The sequence below is a fragment of the Streptomyces prunicolor genome (assembly GCF_045162825.1).
Lineage (GTDB): Bacteria > Actinomycetota > Actinomycetes > Streptomycetales > Streptomycetaceae > Streptomyces > Streptomyces prunicolor.
Map to the genome: position 1 here is coordinate 2,416,756 of NZ_CP108676.1, position 18,036 is coordinate 2,434,791.

Below are 18,036 nucleotides of genomic sequence, written 5' to 3' on the forward strand. Positions count from 1 at the left end.
GGACGAACAGTTAGTTGACCGGGCACTACTCCCTGAGATCCGGCAGCGGACCCGCGTGCCGATGGGCGTGGTGACCCCACCACCCCGGATCGAGCAGATCCACGAGGGGGAACTCCTGCGTTTCATCGCGTCGGATTGGGCCGCGTTGCAGACGGGTGTGATGGCGGGCGAGCTGTGAGCTCGTGGCGCAGACGCAACGGCAGTGGGCCGGTGGTTCTCGGAGAACCACCGGCCCACTGCCGTCCGCCCGTCGTCGCTACTTGTCGTCATCGGACGACGGCGCGTCCTTCTTCAGGGCGCGGGCCACCGCCGTGAACTCGGCCAGCGCCACCTCGAGTTCGTCGACGATCTCCTGTGCAATCACGTCAGGGGAAGGGTACTGCGCGGTGGCGCCGGAGTCGGACTTCAGGACCGTGAGATCGAGGTTGACCTTGTCGCGAGCGATCAGGTCGTCGTAGTCGTAGGCTCGGAAGCGGTCGCTCGGGGTGCGCTTGGTGAAATCCGTACCGCCCGAGTGGTAGGCGGCGACGAAGTCGTCGAGGTGTTCGCGCCTCAACTGCCGCTGCTTGAGTGTGAAGCGCTGGTCCGTGCGGAAGTCGTAGACCCAGAGCTGGCGGGTGCCGGGACGGCCGCCGGTGCGCTGTCCGGACTTTTCGAAGAAGAGGACGTTGGCCTTGACGCCGTTGGCGTAAAAGATGCCGGTGGGCAGGCGCAGGAGGGTGTGGACGTCACAGAGGTTGAGCAGGTTGTTGCGGATCGTCTCGCCGGCGCCGCCTTCGAAGAGGACGTTGTCGGGCAGGACGAGGGCGGCTCGGCCGTTGGTCTTGAGCAGGTTGTAGATGTGCTGAACGAAGTTGAGCTGCTTGTTGGTGGTCGGCGCCCAGAAGTCGGTACGGGCCGCGTACGACTCGCCAGTCACCGAGCCGACGCCGAAGGGCGGGTTAGCCAGCACGATGTCGTAGTGCTTGATCGGGGAGCGGGCCAGGGAGTCCTGGATGGTGATGAGCGGCTTGGCCTCGGAGCGGCCAATGCCGTGCAACAGCATGTTCATCAGGGCGAGACGGCCGGTTTCGCGGACGAGTTCGTAGCCGGTGATCGCACCGGTCTGCAGGGCGCGGCCCTTGTCGCCGTAGAGCTCATCCTCGTGGTTCTGGACGAGGTGGGCGTGCGCGGCGATGAGGAAGCCACCCGTGCCGCAAGCCGGGTCGGTGAGGGTCTCGCCGGGGCGGGGCTGCACACAGTCGACCATGGCATCGATGAGCGGCCGAGGCGTGAAGTACTGCCCGGCACCCGTCTTGCGGTCCTCTGCGCCTCGCTGGAGGAGGCCTTCGTAGGCGTCGCCCTTGAGGTCCTGGTTCTCGGTGGTCCAGGTGTACGGGTCGATCAGATCCTTGATGAGGCGTTCGAGGACGGCCGGTTCGTGGATCTTGTTCTGCGCTTTGAGGAAGACTTCGCCGAGCATCGTGCCACCACGCTGACCGAGATCCTTGAGGATGAACTCGTAGTGGTCGAGCAGTGCTTCGGCGGACCGTGTCGTCAGGCTCTTCCAGTCCCGGCCCGCAGGGACGAGGGGCTCCTCAGGGAGATTGCGCCGGAAGGTCGCGGGGCGGTTGGCGCGCTCGTCGGCCATCTTAAGGAAGAGGAGGTACGTGAGCTGTTCGACGTAGTCGAGGGTCGAGACGCCGGAGTGGCGCAGCAGCTCGCAGTACGACCAGAGGCGGTTGACCAGGGTGGAGGTCGAGGCCGCTGCAGGTGCTGGTGTACGGGGGATGGGGGTTGCAGGGGGCGTCACGGCGGCGCTGTCGAGGGCGTCCGCGGGAGTCGGCTTCTCGGTCCTGTCGCTCATCGTGGTACTCACAGAGGGAGTGCTTCCTGGGTGCCGGAGGGAACCGATCGGCCGGAGGTGGTAGGGGCGGCGGCCTGGGTTGCCTTACGGGGGGCGCGCTTGCGCCTGGCGGTCGTCGGCTTGGCCTCGGCGGCTGCCCGCTGGGCTCGGATCCGGTCGAGGAGGGTGGATGCTGGCTCGTCGGCGGGGTCCTGAGGGACGAGGACGCCGGTAAAGGCGGCGTGGAGGAGGGCGCTGCGAAGTTCAAGCGCCTCCCCATTCAAACCGCGAACACTTTCCTCAAGTCCGGCAAGCTGCTCCATCGATGCCGCTACTTCCTCGCACAGCGCATCCTGAAGGCTCCTCGGGGGAACTGGGATGGGGAGCTCCCTACAGGTTGAAAGAGCAATATTGAACTGCCCGGCAGTCGCGCGTGCCGTTCTTACCAAGAGGCCAATGACATACGGAGACTGAAGCACAAATCGCAGCCAATCCGGCGAGATATCCGACCCTGCGCGAAATGCAACAATAGCTTGATTCATATTCCACTCGGGGTGATCCGCCGGAACCACGGCCGTCTTCCCCAATGGTGGACCCACAATATTCGTTAGAACATCACCCGGCAGCACCCTGGACCGCTTGAGCCCCCGTTCATGCGTCTCACGATCGACAAAAGTGGGGCGCACCGTGAAATCAACAAATCCACGCTTTGAGATATTGTAAACTTTAAGGAATGGAACGTCGCCAGCATCTGCATACATGAGCGAAGCCTGCGGTGTGGAACCAGACACGATCGATGAGCACACGTCCCGTGCAACACGCCATGACCACCCTGCAGGCAGCGCACGCAAGGACGAATAATCGATCTTCCTGCTGGATTTGGTTTGAATTCCCTTCAGAGACTCCTGCTCTGACTCATACTTCAAACCAAGGACACACCTGTCAAGGATGCTGTCCACTAGCGGTTGATGTTGAGCGATGGCAGCCTCGACGGCAGCCTCGCCCGCCTTGATGTGCGCCAGCTGTTCGTCCAGCTTGGTGACGATACGGTGCTGTTCGGCGAGGGGCGGAACAGGAACGTCGAGCTCCATGATGTCCCGCTCACGAACGGCGGGGTAACTGACTCCTCGCTGCCGCTCAGTCACACGCGATACGAACTCGCCGGATGTAACCAGGTGAAACAGGTACCGGCGATCAATAGCCTCCCCGGAACGGAGAACGCAAAAACCTGTAGAAGCGATCTCGCCATCAAGCCCATCAGGAATGTAAGCAATCTTCCGCAGGTACGGCCTTACAGTCGAGAATACCGTGTCACCAGCTTTAAGGAGCTGCCTTGCACGACTAGGAGCCGCCTGCGTATCCATCTCGACAGCTTCCACAATAGCGGAGGTGGAAGAGTCCACTGATCCGATATCGACATACCGAAATGTGGAACGCTCCAAGTTAGCTGGCAAAATTTTCTCAACAGGGAGGCACAGCTCTCTGAGTGTCGCCCATCCCCACCCCTTCTGCAGCCCTCCCTCAACGCCCTCGGCACCCCCCGGCCCCGCACCCCTGTAGGCCGTCATCACGCGCTCAGCTCCCTGTCCAGTTCATCGATGATTTGTTCTGCCCATGTCTCGCCGAATTCAGCGAGGAACCCATCCGTTCCGTTTCGCTTGGCGAAAGGATCGTAATCGAGGTCAGAGGGATCGAAGCGTACACTCCCGGCGGTCGCCGTAGCGATGCGGTCGAGCCACCAACACTGACGTTCAGTGAAACGGGTGCCCTTCTGTTCCTGGCGGGCGATCCACGCCGCGTAGCGCTCCTCCACGAGCTTCGCGTACGGGCGCGGCGCCGGGGCACCCCGTTCGACGCCGCCGGCAAGTTCGTAGCGGAGCAGGGACAGCAGGTCGGCGGCGGTGTGCTTGCGGCGGGCCTCTTCCAGCACCGCCTCGCCGAGCTGCTCGTACGACCTCCACAGCCGGTCCGGGGTCCAGACGCGCGGCGGGCGGGCGATGCTGCGGGCCACGTCCTTCAGCTGGCGCATCGCCTCGCCAGGCCGCACTTCGGAGCCCGCGCTGAAAGCCACGGACATCGAGGCGATCCTGTCACGGTTCTCGTCGATGTACTGTCGCCAGCCGCGGACCGTTTCCGTCGCCGTTTCCTTGTCGTCGACGACCCCACCTGCGCGCAACAGCTCGTCCACGCCGTTCTCGTCGTAGAGGATGTCCTTCGCCCGGCGCATCTCCAACAGGCGGGCGCGCAGCGCCGGTTGGGCGGCGAGGGGCTTGACCGCCTCTTCGATGAGGTCGCGTACCTCCCGCTCAGGGCTACGGCCCGCACGCTCGGCGGCCTCGCGCGCCTCCAGTTGTTCGTCGGCCGAGACAGACCTGACCATCTCCCGGACGATGTCTTTCAACTCGCGGCCGCCGCTCAGGCGCTCGATCTCAGCGCGCTCCTCACCCGTCATCTGGATGTCGAGTTTGGCGAGGCGGGCGGCGAGGGTTGAGACCTCTTCCTCCTCAATGGTGTTGGCCGCTGTCTTGCGCAGCAGCTTCTCCAGGCTGATCTGCTTCTCGGTGTGGCGCTCCAGCGGTGCCGCGTCGATCTTCGGCTTCTTCGTCACGCCGACCGCGTCGACGATCACGAAATGCGTCTTGGGGCCGACTCCGGGGGTCACCTTCTCGAATTCCGTCAGCGTCAGGGTGCGCGCGCCGCGACCCTTCATCTGCTCGAAGTAAGCCCAGCTCTTCACGTCCCGCAAGAACAGCAGGCACTCCAGCGGCTTGACGTCCGTACCCGTCGCGATCATGTCGACGGTCACAGCGATACGCATCTGAGGGAGGTTGCGGAAGTTGGCCAGTCGCTCGGCCGCGTTGTTCGCCGCGCTCGTGATCTTCGCGCAGAAGTCGTTGCCCTTGCCGAAGACGTCTCGAATGACCTCGACGATCTCTTCCGCATGGTTGTCGTTCTTGGCGAAGACCAGCGTCTTGGGGACGTACATCTCGTCCCACAGCAGCGCGCCCGCGGCCGCGTCACGCTTCGCCCGCTCCGGGAAGATCTCCGTGAATAGGCGATCGCGGAAGGTCTGGACGACCGTGCGCAACTGATCTTTGCTGATGACGCCGACGCCGACCTGCTTGGCGCCGTACTCGATGTCCTCGTCGATGTCCTCGTAGCGCTGGCGGCGGGTGCGGCGGTCGCGCATCGGGATCGTGCCCTTCGCAATGACACCGCCCTCGGCTGTTATCCGTGTTTCGATCTCGTAGACGGAGAAGTCGACGTTGACGCGGTCGGCGACCGCCTCCTGGTACGAGTACTCGCTTACCAAGTTGCCGTTGAAGTAGCCGAAGGTCTGGGCCACGGGGGTGGCGGTGAGGCCGACGATCGGGGCATCGAAGTACTCCAGGACGGAGCGCCACTTGCCGTAGATCGAGCGGTGGCACTCGTCGACGATGATCAGGTCGAAGGCCTCGGGCGGGATGGTCGCGTTGTAGCCGACTTCGATACCGCCTGGCACGTTCACGTCGTATGAGACGTCGTCGCCGTCGGCGTCCCGGTCTGCGTTCGGCAAGCTCGCGCCCGTGAGTTCCATGTAGAGGCGCTGGACGGTGGAGATGACGACCTTGGAGGAGGGGAGCATCCCTTCCGCGCCGAGCCGCTGGACGTTGTAGAGGTCGGCGAACTTGCGGTCGGTGTCAGGGGTCTTGAAGTTCTCGAACTCGGCGAAGGCCTGCGCCCCGAGGTTGTTGCGGTCGACGAGAAACAGTACGCGCTCCGCACGCGCGTACTTGATCATCCGGTAGGAGAACGTCACCGCCGTGAACGTCTTCCCCGCACCGGTCGCCATCTGGACGAGCGAGCGGGACTGGCCCATGCCCTGCTGGCCCTTGCCGTGCGCCACCGAATCCTCGACACCGCGTACCGCCTTGATCTGCGCCGGACGCAAGGAGCGTTCGTCGAGCTCATCCATGCGCTCACGCAGGCGGGCCCGGTAGCTGGGCGCCTGCGGGTCCTCCTCGGCCTGCCGGATCCAGCGGGCCAGGGTACGCGGCTGGTGGAAGGAGAAGATCCGGCGGGTGCGGGAGTCGGGATCGAGGGTAGAGCGGAAACGGGTCTCGCCGCCGTCGCTGACGTAGCGGAACGGGAGCGGGGTCTGCCAGGCGGTCAGGCGCTCTTGTGCGCTGGTGAGATGGTCGGCGTAGCGGTTGGCCTGGTCCTCGGCGGCGGACAGGTCGGCGCCCTCGCGCTTGGCCTCGATGACGCCGACGAGTTTGCGGTCGACATAGAGGGCGTAGTCGGCCCGGCCCTTTGCCGTGGTGACCTCTCGGACGGCGATGCCGTTACCGCGCCAGTCGCCCTGGACATGGAGGTTGAGGTCCGCGCCGGCGTTCTGGACGTCCCAGCCCGCCTCGGTGAGCATCTCGTCGAGACGCTGGCGGACCTGTACCTCGGTGAGCGGTTCGCGGGAGGCCTGCTCCGCGTTGTCAAGGAGGCGGGCGCGCTCGGCGACCGCGGCCGAGGATGCGGCTCGGTCGGTCGCGTCGGCACGGCTGCGCCCCGCCTGCTCGGCCTCGGCGGCGGCCTGGAACTGGCTGAGCTGGTCCTGCATGGCCGCGACTGCGCGGGCCAACTCCTCCCGCTCGGCACGCGCCCGGGCCAGTTCACGTTCGGCGGCGGCTCGAGCGGCCTGCTCGGCCTCGGCCTGGGAGGCTTGGTCGCGGTAGCTGAGACGGGCTTCTTCGAGCTTCTTGCGGGCCCGCTCAACCTCCTGGAGCAGACGCCCGCTCTCCGCAGCGGGGGTTCGGTCCGGGCTGGGTGGTACAAAGGCCAGCTGATCGCGCGAGCCGGTGAGCAGACGGTGATACCAGACACCGAGACGGAAACAGGTGCGCAGAGCTCGGAAGGCGTCGTCAGCGCTGTCGAGGCCCTCATGACTCGCGGCGTTGCCGAGTGTGCGTACCTCATGGAAGGCGGTGGCCACATCACCGTGGAGGTAGCCCTCCCGGTCCAAGGCGCGCAGCCGGTCGAACTGCGTGCTGCCCTCCGCCCGGACCCGGCCCCGGCTCACTAGATCCGCGGCGAGGGCTTCGCCGAACTGACGGGACTTGATCAGCGAGGTGTTCGGGTCGGTGAAGACATGGCTCTCGGCCGACGATCCGTACGCCACGAGCAACGGCAAGTGCGGGAGCAGAAACCCGAAGTTGTGGGACCGCCCGGCGAGGCGTACGAGTCGCGGGTCCGGTGTCCGGGACGCTCCGCCTGCGCTGCTCATGGGGTGGTACCGCCTCTCAGTGAGTGCAGGGGCCTGCGCTGCTCATGGGGTGTGATCGCCCATCGAGCCTAACCGGCTGCCTGTCTTTTGCGCTGACCTTCGGGCACCGCAACTACTTTCACCTCAGGCTGAGCACCGCAATCCGATGGCCGGACTGCACCCCTCCGCGTCATGGTTCACTCATTCGCACTACGCCGTGACAGAAATAGAGGGGGAAGCCGCCCGTGGCCCATTACATCGATCAGTCCTTCACTGCGCTTCCGCTACGGGCCCTGGCCGACGCCGCGCTGGCACGCGCGCGTGCGCTGGGGGCGGAGCACGCGGACTTCCGGTTCGAGCGGGTGCGCAGCGCGTCCTGGCGCCTGCGCGATGCCCGGCCCGCGGGTACGTCGGACACCACCGACCTCGGGTACGCGGTGCGGGTCGTGCACGGCGGCACCTGGGGGTTCGCGTCGGGCGTGGACCTGAGCCTCGACGCCGCCGCCAAGGTCGCCTCGCAGGCGGTGGCCATGGCGAAGCTCTCCGCCCAGGTGATCAAGGCGGCCGGGTCGGACGAGCGGGTCGAGCTGGCCGCCGAGCCCGTGCACGAGGAGCGGACGTGGATCTCGTCGTACGAGATCGATCCGTTCTCGGTGCCCGACGAGGAGAAGGCGGGGCTGCTGGCGGACTGGAGCTCCCGGCTGCTCGCGGCCGACGGCGTCAACCACGTGGACGCCTCGCTGCTCACCGTGCACGAGAACAAGTTCTACGCCGACACCGCCGGGACGGTGACCACCCAGCAGCGGGTCCGGCTGCACCCGCAGTTGAACGCGGTGTCGGTCGACGAGTCGAGCGGTGAGTTCGACTCCATGCGCACCATCGCGCCGCCCGTGGGCCGCGGCTGGGAGTACCTCACGGGCACCGGCTGGGACTGGGACGAGGAGCTGGCGCGGATCCCCGAGCTGCTCGCCGAGAAGATGCGGGCGCCGAGCGTCGAGGCGGGCCTGTACGACCTCGTCGTGGACCCGTCCAACCTGTGGCTGACGATCCACGAGTCCATCGGCCACGCGACCGAACTGGACCGCGCGCTCGGCTACGAGGCCGCCTACGCCGGCACGTCCTTCGCCACCTTCGACAAGCTGAACAAGTTGAAGTACGGCTCCGAGCGGATGAACGTCACCGGGGACCGCACCGCCGAGCACGGCCTCGCGACCATCGGCTACGACGACGAGGGCGTCGAGGGTCAGTCCTGGGACCTCGTCAAGGACGGCACCCTGGTCGGCTACCAACTCGACCGCCGTATCGCCAAGTTGACCGGCTTCGAGCGTTCCAACGGCTGCGCGTACGCCGACTCCCCCGGGCATGTGCCGGTGCAGCGCATGGCCAACGTGTCGCTCCAGCCGGACCCGGCGGGGCTGTCCACGGAGGATCTGATCGGCGGGGTCGACCGCGGGATCTACGTGGTCGGCGACCGGTCGTGGTCGATCGACATGCAGCGCTACAACTTCCAGTTCACCGGGCAACGGTTCTTCAAGATCGAGAACGGGCGGATCACCGGGCAGCTGCGGGACGTCGCGTACCAGGCGACGACCACCGACTTCTGGGGGTCCATGGCGGCGGTCGGCGGTCCGCAGACCTACGTCCTGGGCGGCGCCTTCAACTGCGGCAAGGCCCAGCCGGGCCAGGTCGCCGCGGTGTCGCACGGCTGCCCGTCGGCCCTCTTCTCGGGCGTCAACATCCTTAACACCACCCAGGAGGCCGGTCGATGAGCGCCCGTACGAACAAGCCGCACGAGATCGTCGAGCGCGCCCTCGAACTGTCGCGGGCCGACGGCTGTGTCGTCATCGCCGACGAGCAGTCCACCGCCAACCTCCGCTGGGCGGGCAACGCGCTGACCACGAACGGCGTCACGCGCGGGCGCACGCTCACCGTCATCGCGACCGTCGACGGCAAGGAGGGCACGGCCTCGGGGGTCGTGTCCCGGTCGGCCGTCACCCCGGAGGAGCTGGAGCCGCTGGTGCGGGCCGCCGAGGCCGCCGCGCGCGGTGCCGCGCCCGCCGAGGACGCGCAGCCGCTGGTCACGGGCGTACCGCAGTCGCCCGACTTCACGGACGCGCCCGCCGAGACCTCGTCCTCCGTGTTCGCCGACTTCGCCCCGGCGCTCGGCGAATCGTTCGCACGCGCGCGTGCCGGCGGTCGCGAGCTGTACGGCTTCGCCAACCACGAGCTGGTCAGCAGCTACCTCGGTACGTCGACGGGGCTGCGCCTGCGCCACGACCAGCCCAACGGCACGCTGGAGCTGAACGCCAAGTCCCCGGACCGTACGCGCTCGGCCTGGGCCGGCCGCTCGACCCGGGACTTCAAGGACGTCGATCCGGCGGCCCTGGACGCCGAGTTGGCCGTACGGCTGGGCTGGGCGGAGCGGAGGATTCCGCTGCCCGCGGGCCGGTACGAGACGCTGCTGCCGCCGACCGCGGTCGCGGACCTGCTGATCTACCAGATGTGGTCGGCGTCGGGCCGGGACGCGGTCGAGGGGCGCACGGTGTTCTCCAAGCCCGGCGGCGGCACCCGCGTCGGCGAGAAGCTCACCGAGCTGCCCCTGACGCTGCGCAGCGACCCGAACGAACCGGGCCTGGAATCCGCCCCGTTCGTGCTCGCGCACACTTCCGGGGGCGACCAATCGGTGTTCGACAACGGGCTGCCGCTGACCGCCACCGACTGGGTGCGCGAGGGCGAGCTGCAGCACCTGCTGACGAGCCGGCACAGCGCGGGCCTGACCGGGCTGCCAGTCGCGCCGTCCATCGACAACCTGATCCTGAGCGGGGGCGAGGACCGTTCCCTGGAGGAGATGGTCGCGAACACCACGCGCGGGCTGCTGCTGACCTGCCTCTGGTACATCCGCGAGGTCGACCCGGCGACGCTGCTGCTCACCGGGCTGACCCGGGACGGTGTCTACCTCGTGGAGAACGGCGAGGTGGTGGGCGAGGTGAACAACTTCCGGTTCAACGAGTCGCCGGTGGATCTGCTGGGGCGCGCGACCGAGGCGGGGCGGACGGAAAAGACGCTGCCGAGGGAATGGAGCGACTGGTTCACTAGGGCTGCGATGCCCGCGCTGCGGGTGCCGGACTTCAATATGAGCTCTGTCAGTCAGGGCGTATAACCTCGTACCTGATCCACGAGACCATCCCAAGGAGATACGAGAACCGTGACGGACATCGTCGACGAACTGCAGTGGCGGGGGCTCATCGCTCTCTCCACTGACGAGGACGCATTGCGCAAGGCGTTCGCGGACGGTCCCGTCACGTTCTATTGCGGTTTCGACCCGACCGCGCCCAGCCTGCACCTCGGCAACCTCGTGCAGATCCTGACGATGCGCCGGATCCAGCAGGCCGGCAACCGTCCGCTGGGCCTGGTCGGCGGTGCCACGGGCCTGATCGGCGACCCGAAGCCGAACGCGGAGCGGACGCTGAACGAGCCCGAGGTCGTGGCCCAGTGGGTCGACCGGCTGCGCGCGCAGATCGCCCCGCTGCTGGACTTCGAGGGCCCGCACGCCGCGATCATGGTCAACAACCTGGACTGGACCCAGGGTCTGTCGGCCATCGAGTTCCTGCGGGACATCGGCAAGCACTTCCGGGTCAACAAGATGATCGCCAAGGAGGCCGTGTCCCGGCGGCTCAACTCCGACGCGGGCATCAGCTACACCGAGTTCAGCTACCAGATCCTCCAGGGCATGGACTTCCTGGAGCTGTACCGCAGGCACGGCTGCACGCTCCAGACCGGCGGCAGCGACCAGTGGGGCAACCTCACCTCGGGTACCGACCTGATCCACCGGGTCGACCCGGAGGCCGAGGTGCACGCGCTGGGCACGCCGCTGATCACCAAGGCCGACGGCACCAAGTTCGGCAAGACGGAGTCCGGCACGGTCTGGCTCGACCCCGAGATGACCACGCCGTACGCCTTCTACCAGTTCTGGCTGAACGCGGACGACCGGGACGCCTCCAAGTTCCTGCGCATCTTCAGCTTCCGGTCCCACGAGGAGATCGAGGAGCTGGAGAAGCAGACCGAGGAACGCCCGCAGGCCCGTGCCGCGCAGCGCGCGCTGGCCGAGGAGCTGACGACGCTGGTGCACGGCGCCGAGCAGACGGCCGCCGTGACCGCCGCGTCCAAGGCCCTCTTCGGGCAGGGCGAGCTGGCGGACCTGGACGAGAGGACGCTGGCCGCGTCGCTCTCCGAGGTCCCGCACGTCCAGGTCGCCGAACTCGGTCTCGTCGTCGATCTGTTCGCCGAGGTCGGCCTGGTGGCAAGCAAGTCGGCCGCGCGGCGGACCGTGAAGGAGGGCGGGGCCTACGTGAACAACGTGAAGGTCGCCGCCGAGGATGCCGTGCCGGCCAAGGAAGATCTGCTGCACGGGCGGTGGCTGGTGCTGCGGCGGGGCAAGAAGAACCTGGCGGCCGTGGAGGTCACGGGCGCGTGAGTGCTTGAGCGCATGACGAAGGGGCGGTTTCCCGGTTCGGGAGGCCGCCCCTTCGTCGTACGACTGTCAGGCTCGTTGTTTGTTCTTGCCGATCGTCGCCATGTACGCCATGTCGACGACGAAGACGATGATGACCGCGGCGACGAGCTGGAACGCGTGGCGGCTCCAGTCGATGCCACTGGTCGCGTCGACGCCGGCCGCTCGGGCGATCGCGTTACCCACGATGGCGCCGAGAATGCCGCAGATGGTGGTCAGCCAGAGGGGACTGTGCTGCTTGCCCGGGATGATCGCCTTCGCGATCAGGCCCAGCACGAATCCCACGATGATCGCCCACAACCAGCCCATGGCTGCCTCCTTGTACGGCTCTACGTGAGCATTACGCCAAGTGTGGGTCCGGTCGCCGTACGGCGCATGTCGGGTGCGGCCATACGCGCTACGGCGCAGTTCGGTCGCCCGGACCGGAGGTCCCCCGGTCTCGAAGGCGACGGAGGCGCGGCGTAACGTGGGACGTGTCGGGGCCCGGTTCCCGGATCGGGTGCGGACCGGGGTTGCGGGCCGGGGAGAGTCCGATGCGGGCGGATGGTGGAATGTGATGCGGAAGCTGCACGGCGAAGGCAACGCCCAGGTGTTCCGGATCACCGGAGCCCGGACGGGACTCGCGGAGGACATCCGCGGACGGCAGCGCAGATACGTCATCTCCATGTCGATCCGTACGGTGTCGGTGATCCTCGCGTGCGCGCTGTGGAACGTCGAACGGCACGTCGCGATCGTCGCGTTGGTGCTCGGTGTGCTGCTCCCCTATGTCGCCGTCGTGATCGCGAACGCCGGGCGGGAGAACGCGCCGGGGCTTCCGTCGACCTTTGTGACCGCTCCGCTGCGGCCGATGATCGCACCGCCGAGGTCGGACGAGGCGTTCGCGGAATCCGTCCCGGAAGACGTCGTGCCCGAGTCGGCACCCCGTGCGGGAGGCGAACCTTCCGACCGGTCGTGACCATGGCGAACGTGCCATAAGCGGAAGTCGGCTCCGCACCAAGCTCAAGAAAAGCTCAGATCAATCATGTTGTTCCGGTGCCGGGCGACCGGTCACCCGTGACATACTTCGTACGCGCTCCGCATCCCCCGTCGGAGCGACGGACCGACGCCGGGCAGCTCCCCCCGTGGCTGCTCGGCGTCGCCTTTTCAGCGCATCTGTGAGACGAAATCCCGTGAGTTCCCGTGAGTGACGAGACACCGATCTGCTCCGCGAAGGGCTGCCGCGCCGACGCCGTGTGGGTGCTCGCGTGGAACAACCCGAAGATCCATACGCCGGAGCGACGCAAGACGTGGCTCGCGTGCGAGGAGCATCGCGAGCATCTGTCCCAGTTCCTCGGTGTACGCGGGTTCTTGAAGGACGTCGTCAAGTTCGCCGACTGGGAAGAGCCCGAGGCCCCGTAGGACCCGTAGGGCCTCTTCGCCTACGACGGCTGCTCAGCCGCCGATCGCCGACATCGGCCGGTCCGGCTGCAGGAACGACGGGTCGTCCAGGCCCGAGCCCGCCTTCTTGCCCCACATCGCCAGGCGCCAGATGCAGGCGATCTCCTCGTCCGGGGCGTCGGAGCGCAGCGCCGCGCGGAGGCTGGTCTCCTCGCGGGCGAACAGGCAGTTGCGTATCTGGCCGTCGGCCGTCAGGCGGGTGCGGTCGCAGGCTCCGCAGAACGGGCGGGTGACCGAGGCGATGACACCCACGCGGTGCGGGCCGCCGTCCACGATCCAGCGCTCGGCGGGGGCCGAGCCGCGCTCGTCGGAGCCTTCGGGGGTCAGCTCGAAGCGGGTGCGGAGGGAGGCGAGGATGTCGCCCGCCGTGACCATGCCCTCGCGTGTCCAGCCGTGCTGGGCGTCCAGGGGCATCTGCTCGATGAAGCGCAGTTCGTAGTCCTGCTCCACGGCCCAGGCCAACAGGTCCGGGGCCTCGTCGGCGTTGAGTCCCGGCATCAGCACCGAGTTGATCTTCACCGGGGTCAGGCCCGCGTCGTGGGCGGCTTCCAGGCCCGCGAGGACGTCCTTGAGGCGGTCGCGGCGGGTGAGCGTCTTGAAGACGTCGGGGCGCAGGGTGTCCAGGGAGACGTTGACCCGGTCCAGGCCCGCCGCCTTCAGGGCGGCCGCCGTGCGCTTGAGGCCGATGCCGTTGGTCGTGAGGGACATCTGGGGGCGGGGCTCCAGGGCCGCGACCCGCTCGACGATGCCGACCAGGCCGGGGCGCAGCAGGGGCTCGCCGCCGGTGAAGCGGACCTCCTCGATGCCCAGGGAAGTGACCGCGATGTCTATCAGGCGGACGATCTCGTCGTCCGTGAGGAGGTCGGGCTTCGCCAGCCATTGCAGGCCCTCCTCGGGCATGCAGTACGTACACCGGAGATTGCACCGGTCGGTCAGCGAAACCCGCAGGTCGGTGGCTACTCGGCCATAGGTGTCGATGAGCACGTGGGCCCCCTCCCTCGATTCGGATCGCATGTTTTCCGACACCTGCGAGCCTACGCGACACCTCTGACAACGAGAGCGGCCCGATCCCACGAGGTACGACACGGCCGCGTCGTAGGGATCTACGACGCGGCCGTCGACGTGGGGGGACCTGGTGGGGGGACTCAGGTGGACTGGGCGGGGCGGCTCAGTGGGCTCCGGTGCCGGTCAGGGACCGTACCTCCAGCTCCGCGTACTTGCCGGTGTCCGGCTCCTCCTTGGAGAGGATCGTGCCGAGCCAGCCCAGCAGGAAGCCGACGGGGATGGAGATGATGCCCGGGTTCTCCAGGGGGAACCAGTGGAAGTCGACGTCGGGGAACATCGACGTGGGCTTGCCCGAGACCACGGGCGAGAACAGGACCAGGCCGACCGCGGCGACCAATCCGCCGTAGATCGACCACAGGGCTCCGGAAGTGGTGAACCGCTTCCAGAAGAGGCTGTAGAGGATCGTCGGGAGGTTGGCGGAGGCGGCGACCGCGAAGGCGAGGGCCACCAGGCCGGCCACGTTCAGGTCGCGGGCGAGGGCGCCGAGGAGGATGGAGACGGCGCCGATGCCGATCGTGGCGTAGCGGGCGGCGGCCATCTCCTGCTTCTCCGTCGCCTGTCCCCGCTTGATGACGTTCGCGTAGATGTCGTGGGCGAACGAGGAGGACGAGGCCAGGGTCAGACCGGCGACGACCGCGAGGATCGTGGCGAAGGCGACCGCTGAGATGGTGGCCAGGAGGATGGCGCCCCAGTTGGAGTCGACGCCTCCCAGATGCAGTGCCAGGAGTGGGGCGGCCGTGTTGCCCGCCTTGTTGGAGGCGATGATCTCGTCAGGTTTGATCAGTGCGGCGGCGCCGAAACCGAGGGCCAGGGTCATCAGGTAGAAGGCGCCGATCAGACCGATGGCCCAGATGACCGACTTACGGGCGGCCTTGGCGGTGGGCACCGTGTAGAAGCGGATCAGGATGTGCGGCAGGCCCGCGGTGCCGAGGACCAGGGCGATGCCCAGGGAGATGAAGTCCAGCTTGGTGGTGCCGGTGGCGCCGTACTTGAGGCCGGGGTTCAGGAAGGCGGTGCCCTTGCCGCTGTTGGAGGCGGCCTTGCCGAGCAGGTCGGAGATGTTGAAGTTGAACTTCAGCAGCACCAGGAAGGTCAGCAGCAGGGCGCCGGCGATGAGCAGGCAGGCCTTGACCATCTGGACCCAGGTGGTGCCCTTCATGCCGCCGATGGTGACGTAGACGATCATCAGGACGCCGACCAGGGCGACGATGCCGATCTTGCCGGCGTCGGTGGTGATGCCGAGGAGCAGCGAGACCAGGACGCCCGCGCCCGCCATCTGCGCGAGCAGATAGAAGATCGACACCACGATGGTGGAGGTGCCGGCCGCGGTACGGACCGGGCGCTGGCGCATGCGGTACGCGAGGACGTCGCCCATGGTGTAGCGGCCCGAGTTGCGCAGCGGTTCGGCCACCAGGAGCAGGGCGACCAGCCACGCGACCAGGAAGCCGATGGAGTACAGGAAGCCGTCGTAGCCGAAGAGCGCGATCGCGCCCGCGATGCCGAGGAAGGACGCGGCGGACATGTAGTCGCCGGAGACGGCGAGGCCGTTCTGGAAGGCGGTGAACTGACGGCCGCCCGCGTAGAAGTCGGCGGCGCTCTTGGTCTGGCGACCCGCCCATACGGTGATGACGAGCGTGGCGGCGACGAAGATCGCGAACAGGGTGATGATCAGCGGCCGGTGCTGGCTCGCCTCGCCTGCGGCCAGGGTGATCTCGGGGCTCATGCGCTGCCCTCCATCCGGGACTTGATGGCCTCACCCTTGGGGTCGAGCTTCGCGGCGGAGTAGCGCGCGTACCACCAGGCGATGAGGAACGTGGTGAGGAACTGGGCGAGGCCCAGGACCAGGGCGACGTTGATGTTGCCGACGACCTTGGTGTCCATGAAGTCGTCCGCGTAGTTGCACAGCAGCACGTACAGCAGGTACCAGACGATGAAGGCGACGGTCACCGGGAAGGCGAAGGAGCGGTGGGCGCTGCGCAGTTCGGCGAACTCCGCGCTCTCCTGGACCTGTTCGAACTCCTCGGTACTGGGGAGTTGGTGTTCGGCTTTCGAGGGGGGTGGTGTCTCGGTGGCCACGGTGTCTCCTCGCGTTACGGACCTGCGGGTTCTGGTCTGGCTCGGCGCTTCCTGCCCAAGGGCACGGCGCGACACGTCGACCGGTTCAACTCCTTTGACTTCTTTCGGTAGTCGTCTTTGGGAAATCATTGCTGGCCAGCCACCACGGGAGATAGCTTCAGGTCTGCACCACTAGTCATGTACCTGCCCGAACGCACCGCCACGTCTCGGGCCGTCTCGTTTTCCGGATGATGTGGAGATCCCATGGCTCATCTGCGCCCCAGACGCCGGCTCGCCCTGGCCGTACCGGTCGTGCTGTCGCTGACCGCCTCGCTCGGCTTCCTCCCGTCGGCGGCCTCGGCGGTCCCGGCCGCGGAGACCACCGCGCAGACCGCTGACGCGCCCAACCTTGCGTATGTGGTCAACACCCGGCTGGACCACTGGACGATCAACTCGGTCAAGAAGGCGATCAATGCGGCCGGCGGCACCATCGTGGTGACGTACGAGAAGATCGGTGTGATCGTCGTGCACTCGGCGAACCCCGACTTCGGGCCGACCATTCGCAAGGTGCACGGTGTGCAGTCGGCCGGTGCCACGCGTACGGCGCCGCTGAGCCCCGCCTCGACGACCGACGAGGGCGCGGTGCAGTACCTGTCCAAGGATCAGGCCGCGAAGACGGCGAAGGCCTCCGCCGCCGCCGGTGACACCGAGCCGCTCGAAGCCGACCAGTGGGACCTGCCCGCGATCGGCGCCGACAAGGCCGCGAAGATCAACCCGGGCAGCAAGAGCGTGACGGTCGCCGTGATCGACGTCGGCGTCGACGACACCCACCCGGACATCGCCCCGAACTTCTCCGCCTCGCAGTCCGCCAACTGCGTGGGCGGCAAGGCGGACACGACGTACGGCTCCTGGCGCCCCGTGGACTCCGCCCACTACCACGGCACGCATGTAGCGGGTGAGATCGCCGCCGCCCGCAACGGCATCGGCGTGGCCGGGGTCGCGCCGGGTGTGAAGGTCTCCGGGATCACGGTGGCCGAGCCGGACTCGACCCAGCTGTTCTACCCGGAGAGCGTGGTCTGCGCGTTCGTGTTCGCCGCGGATCACGGCGTGGAGATCACCAACAACAGCTACTACGTTGATCCTTGGCTGTACAACTGCATGGACGACCCCGATCAACGTGCCATCGTGGACGCGGTCAACAGGGCCCAGCTGTACGCCCAGCACAAGGGCACGCTCAATGTCGCTGCGGCCGGCAACTCCAACGACGACCTCGACTCCGACGCGCTCGTCGACGCCTCCAGTCCCGACGACTCGACCGCGACGACCCGGACGGTCGACCCGCACGAGTGCTTCGACGTGCCGACCCAGTTGCCGGGTGTCGTCACGGTGAGCTCGGTCGGTGTCACGAAGGCCAAGTCGTACTTCTCCAGCTACGGCAAGAACGTGATCGACGTGGCGGCGCCGGGCGGGGACGCCCGGCAGATCCCGGACACCCCGTCGAAGAACGGCCGCATCCTGTCCACGCTGCCGAACAACACGTACGGCTATCTCCAGGGCACCTCGATGGCGACCCCGCACGTCGCCGCCGTGGCCGCGCTGCTCAAGTCGACGCACCCGCACGCCGGTCCGGCGCAGTTGCAGGCGCTGCTGAAGGCTGAGGCGGACAACCCGGGTTGCCCGACCGACCCGTACGACACCAACGGTGACGGTGTCGCGGACGCGACCTGCGTGGGCGGCAAGCGCGTCAACGGCTTCTACGGATTCGGCATCGTCAACGCGCTGCGGGCGGTGAAGTAGCCGACACCCGTGCACAGGGCCGGGCGGATCTCCGCCCGGCCCTTTCGTGTCCGTCAGGTCATCCATATCTGCATGATCTGCATGACCTGCACGCGAATGTTGATTGAATCA

13 protein-coding genes are annotated in these 18,036 nt (G+C 67.3%); 6 read left to right on the forward strand and 7 right to left on the reverse strand.

What is annotated here, in order from left to right:
• Positions 1 to 256: 256 nt before the first annotated feature.
• The 3 genes from OG588_RS10830 to OG588_RS10840 form a co-directional block, all read right to left on the reverse strand.
• Positions 257 to 1,846 carry an N-6 DNA methylase gene (locus OG588_RS10830; RefSeq protein WP_405947088.1) on the reverse strand — a complete coding sequence of 530 codons (1,590 nt, stop codon included), beginning with the start codon at positions 1,844 to 1,846 and terminating at the stop codon, positions 257 to 259.
• An 8-nt stretch (positions 1,847 to 1,854) separates the two neighbouring features.
• Positions 1,855 to 3,189, reverse strand: a complete 1,335-nt coding sequence (locus OG588_RS10835; RefSeq protein WP_405947089.1) for a restriction endonuclease subunit S — start codon at positions 3,187 to 3,189, stop codon at positions 1,855 to 1,857.
• Between the two features lie 203 nt (positions 3,190 to 3,392).
• Positions 3,393 to 7,082, reverse strand: a complete 3,690-nt coding sequence (locus OG588_RS10840; protein ID WP_405947090.1) for a DEAD/DEAH box helicase family protein — start codon at positions 7,080 to 7,082, stop codon at positions 3,393 to 3,395.
• A gap of 224 nt (positions 7,083 to 7,306) precedes the next feature.
• Here OG588_RS10840 and OG588_RS10845 point away from each other — a divergent pair, with 224 nt between their 5' ends.
• From OG588_RS10845 to tyrS, 3 genes are read left to right on the forward strand one after another with little or no spacing between them, the layout of a single operon-like run.
• Complete coding sequence (locus tag OG588_RS10845; RefSeq protein ID WP_405947091.1) at positions 7,307 to 8,830, forward strand: TldD/PmbA family protein; 1,524 nt, start codon at positions 7,307 to 7,309, stop codon at positions 8,828 to 8,830.
• Positions 8,827 to 10,221, forward strand: a complete 1,395-nt coding sequence (locus OG588_RS10850) for a metallopeptidase TldD-related protein (RefSeq protein WP_405947092.1) — start codon at positions 8,827 to 8,829, stop codon at positions 10,219 to 10,221. Before OG588_RS10845 ends, OG588_RS10850 begins: the two co-directional genes overlap by 4 nt.
• Before the next feature lie 45 nt (positions 10,222 to 10,266).
• Positions 10,267 to 11,535 carry a tyrosine--tRNA ligase gene (tyrS, locus tag OG588_RS10855; RefSeq protein ID WP_405947093.1) on the forward strand — a complete coding sequence of 423 codons (1,269 nt, stop codon included), beginning with the start codon at positions 10,267 to 10,269 and terminating at the stop codon, positions 11,533 to 11,535.
• A gap of 66 nt (positions 11,536 to 11,601) precedes the next feature.
• On the opposite strand, the gene OG588_RS10860 is transcribed toward tyrS, so the two are convergent.
• On the reverse strand, positions 11,602 to 11,880 hold the full coding sequence (locus tag OG588_RS10860) for a GlsB/YeaQ/YmgE family stress response membrane protein (protein WP_019060682.1): 279 nt from the start codon (positions 11,878 to 11,880) through the stop codon (positions 11,602 to 11,604).
• Between the two features lie 247 nt (positions 11,881 to 12,127).
• On the opposite strand from OG588_RS10860, the gene OG588_RS10865 reads away from it, so the two are divergent.
• A complete protein-coding gene (locus tag OG588_RS10865) occupies positions 12,128 to 12,526 on the forward strand; it encodes a DUF3099 domain-containing protein (protein WP_405947094.1) in 399 nt (132 codons plus the stop codon).
• A 224-nt stretch (positions 12,527 to 12,750) separates the two neighbouring features.
• A complete protein-coding gene (locus OG588_RS10870; protein WP_360072108.1) occupies positions 12,751 to 12,969 on the forward strand; it encodes a hypothetical protein in 219 nt (72 codons plus the stop codon).
• 33 nt (positions 12,970 to 13,002) lie between these two features.
• On the opposite strand, the gene moaA is transcribed toward OG588_RS10870, so the two are convergent.
• From moaA to OG588_RS10885, 3 genes are all read right to left on the reverse strand, one after another.
• A complete protein-coding gene (moaA, locus tag OG588_RS10875; protein ID WP_405947095.1) occupies positions 13,003 to 13,992 on the reverse strand; it encodes a GTP 3',8-cyclase MoaA in 990 nt (329 codons plus the stop codon).
• Between the two features lie 184 nt (positions 13,993 to 14,176).
• Positions 14,177 to 15,796, reverse strand: a complete 1,620-nt coding sequence (locus OG588_RS10880) for a cation acetate symporter (RefSeq protein ID WP_405947096.1) — start codon at positions 15,794 to 15,796, stop codon at positions 14,177 to 14,179.
• Entirely contained in the window at positions 15,793 to 16,149 is a 357-nt protein-coding gene (locus OG588_RS10885) for a DUF485 domain-containing protein (protein ID WP_405947097.1), read from the reverse strand. Before OG588_RS10885 ends, OG588_RS10880 begins: the two co-directional genes overlap by 4 nt.
• 243 nt (positions 16,150 to 16,392) lie before the next feature.
• Here OG588_RS10885 and OG588_RS10890 point away from each other — a divergent pair, with 243 nt between their 5' ends.
• Entirely contained in the window at positions 16,393 to 17,925 is a 1,533-nt protein-coding gene (locus OG588_RS10890; RefSeq protein WP_405947098.1) for a S8 family serine peptidase, read from the forward strand.
• The last annotated feature ends 111 nt before the right edge of the window (positions 17,926 to 18,036 follow it).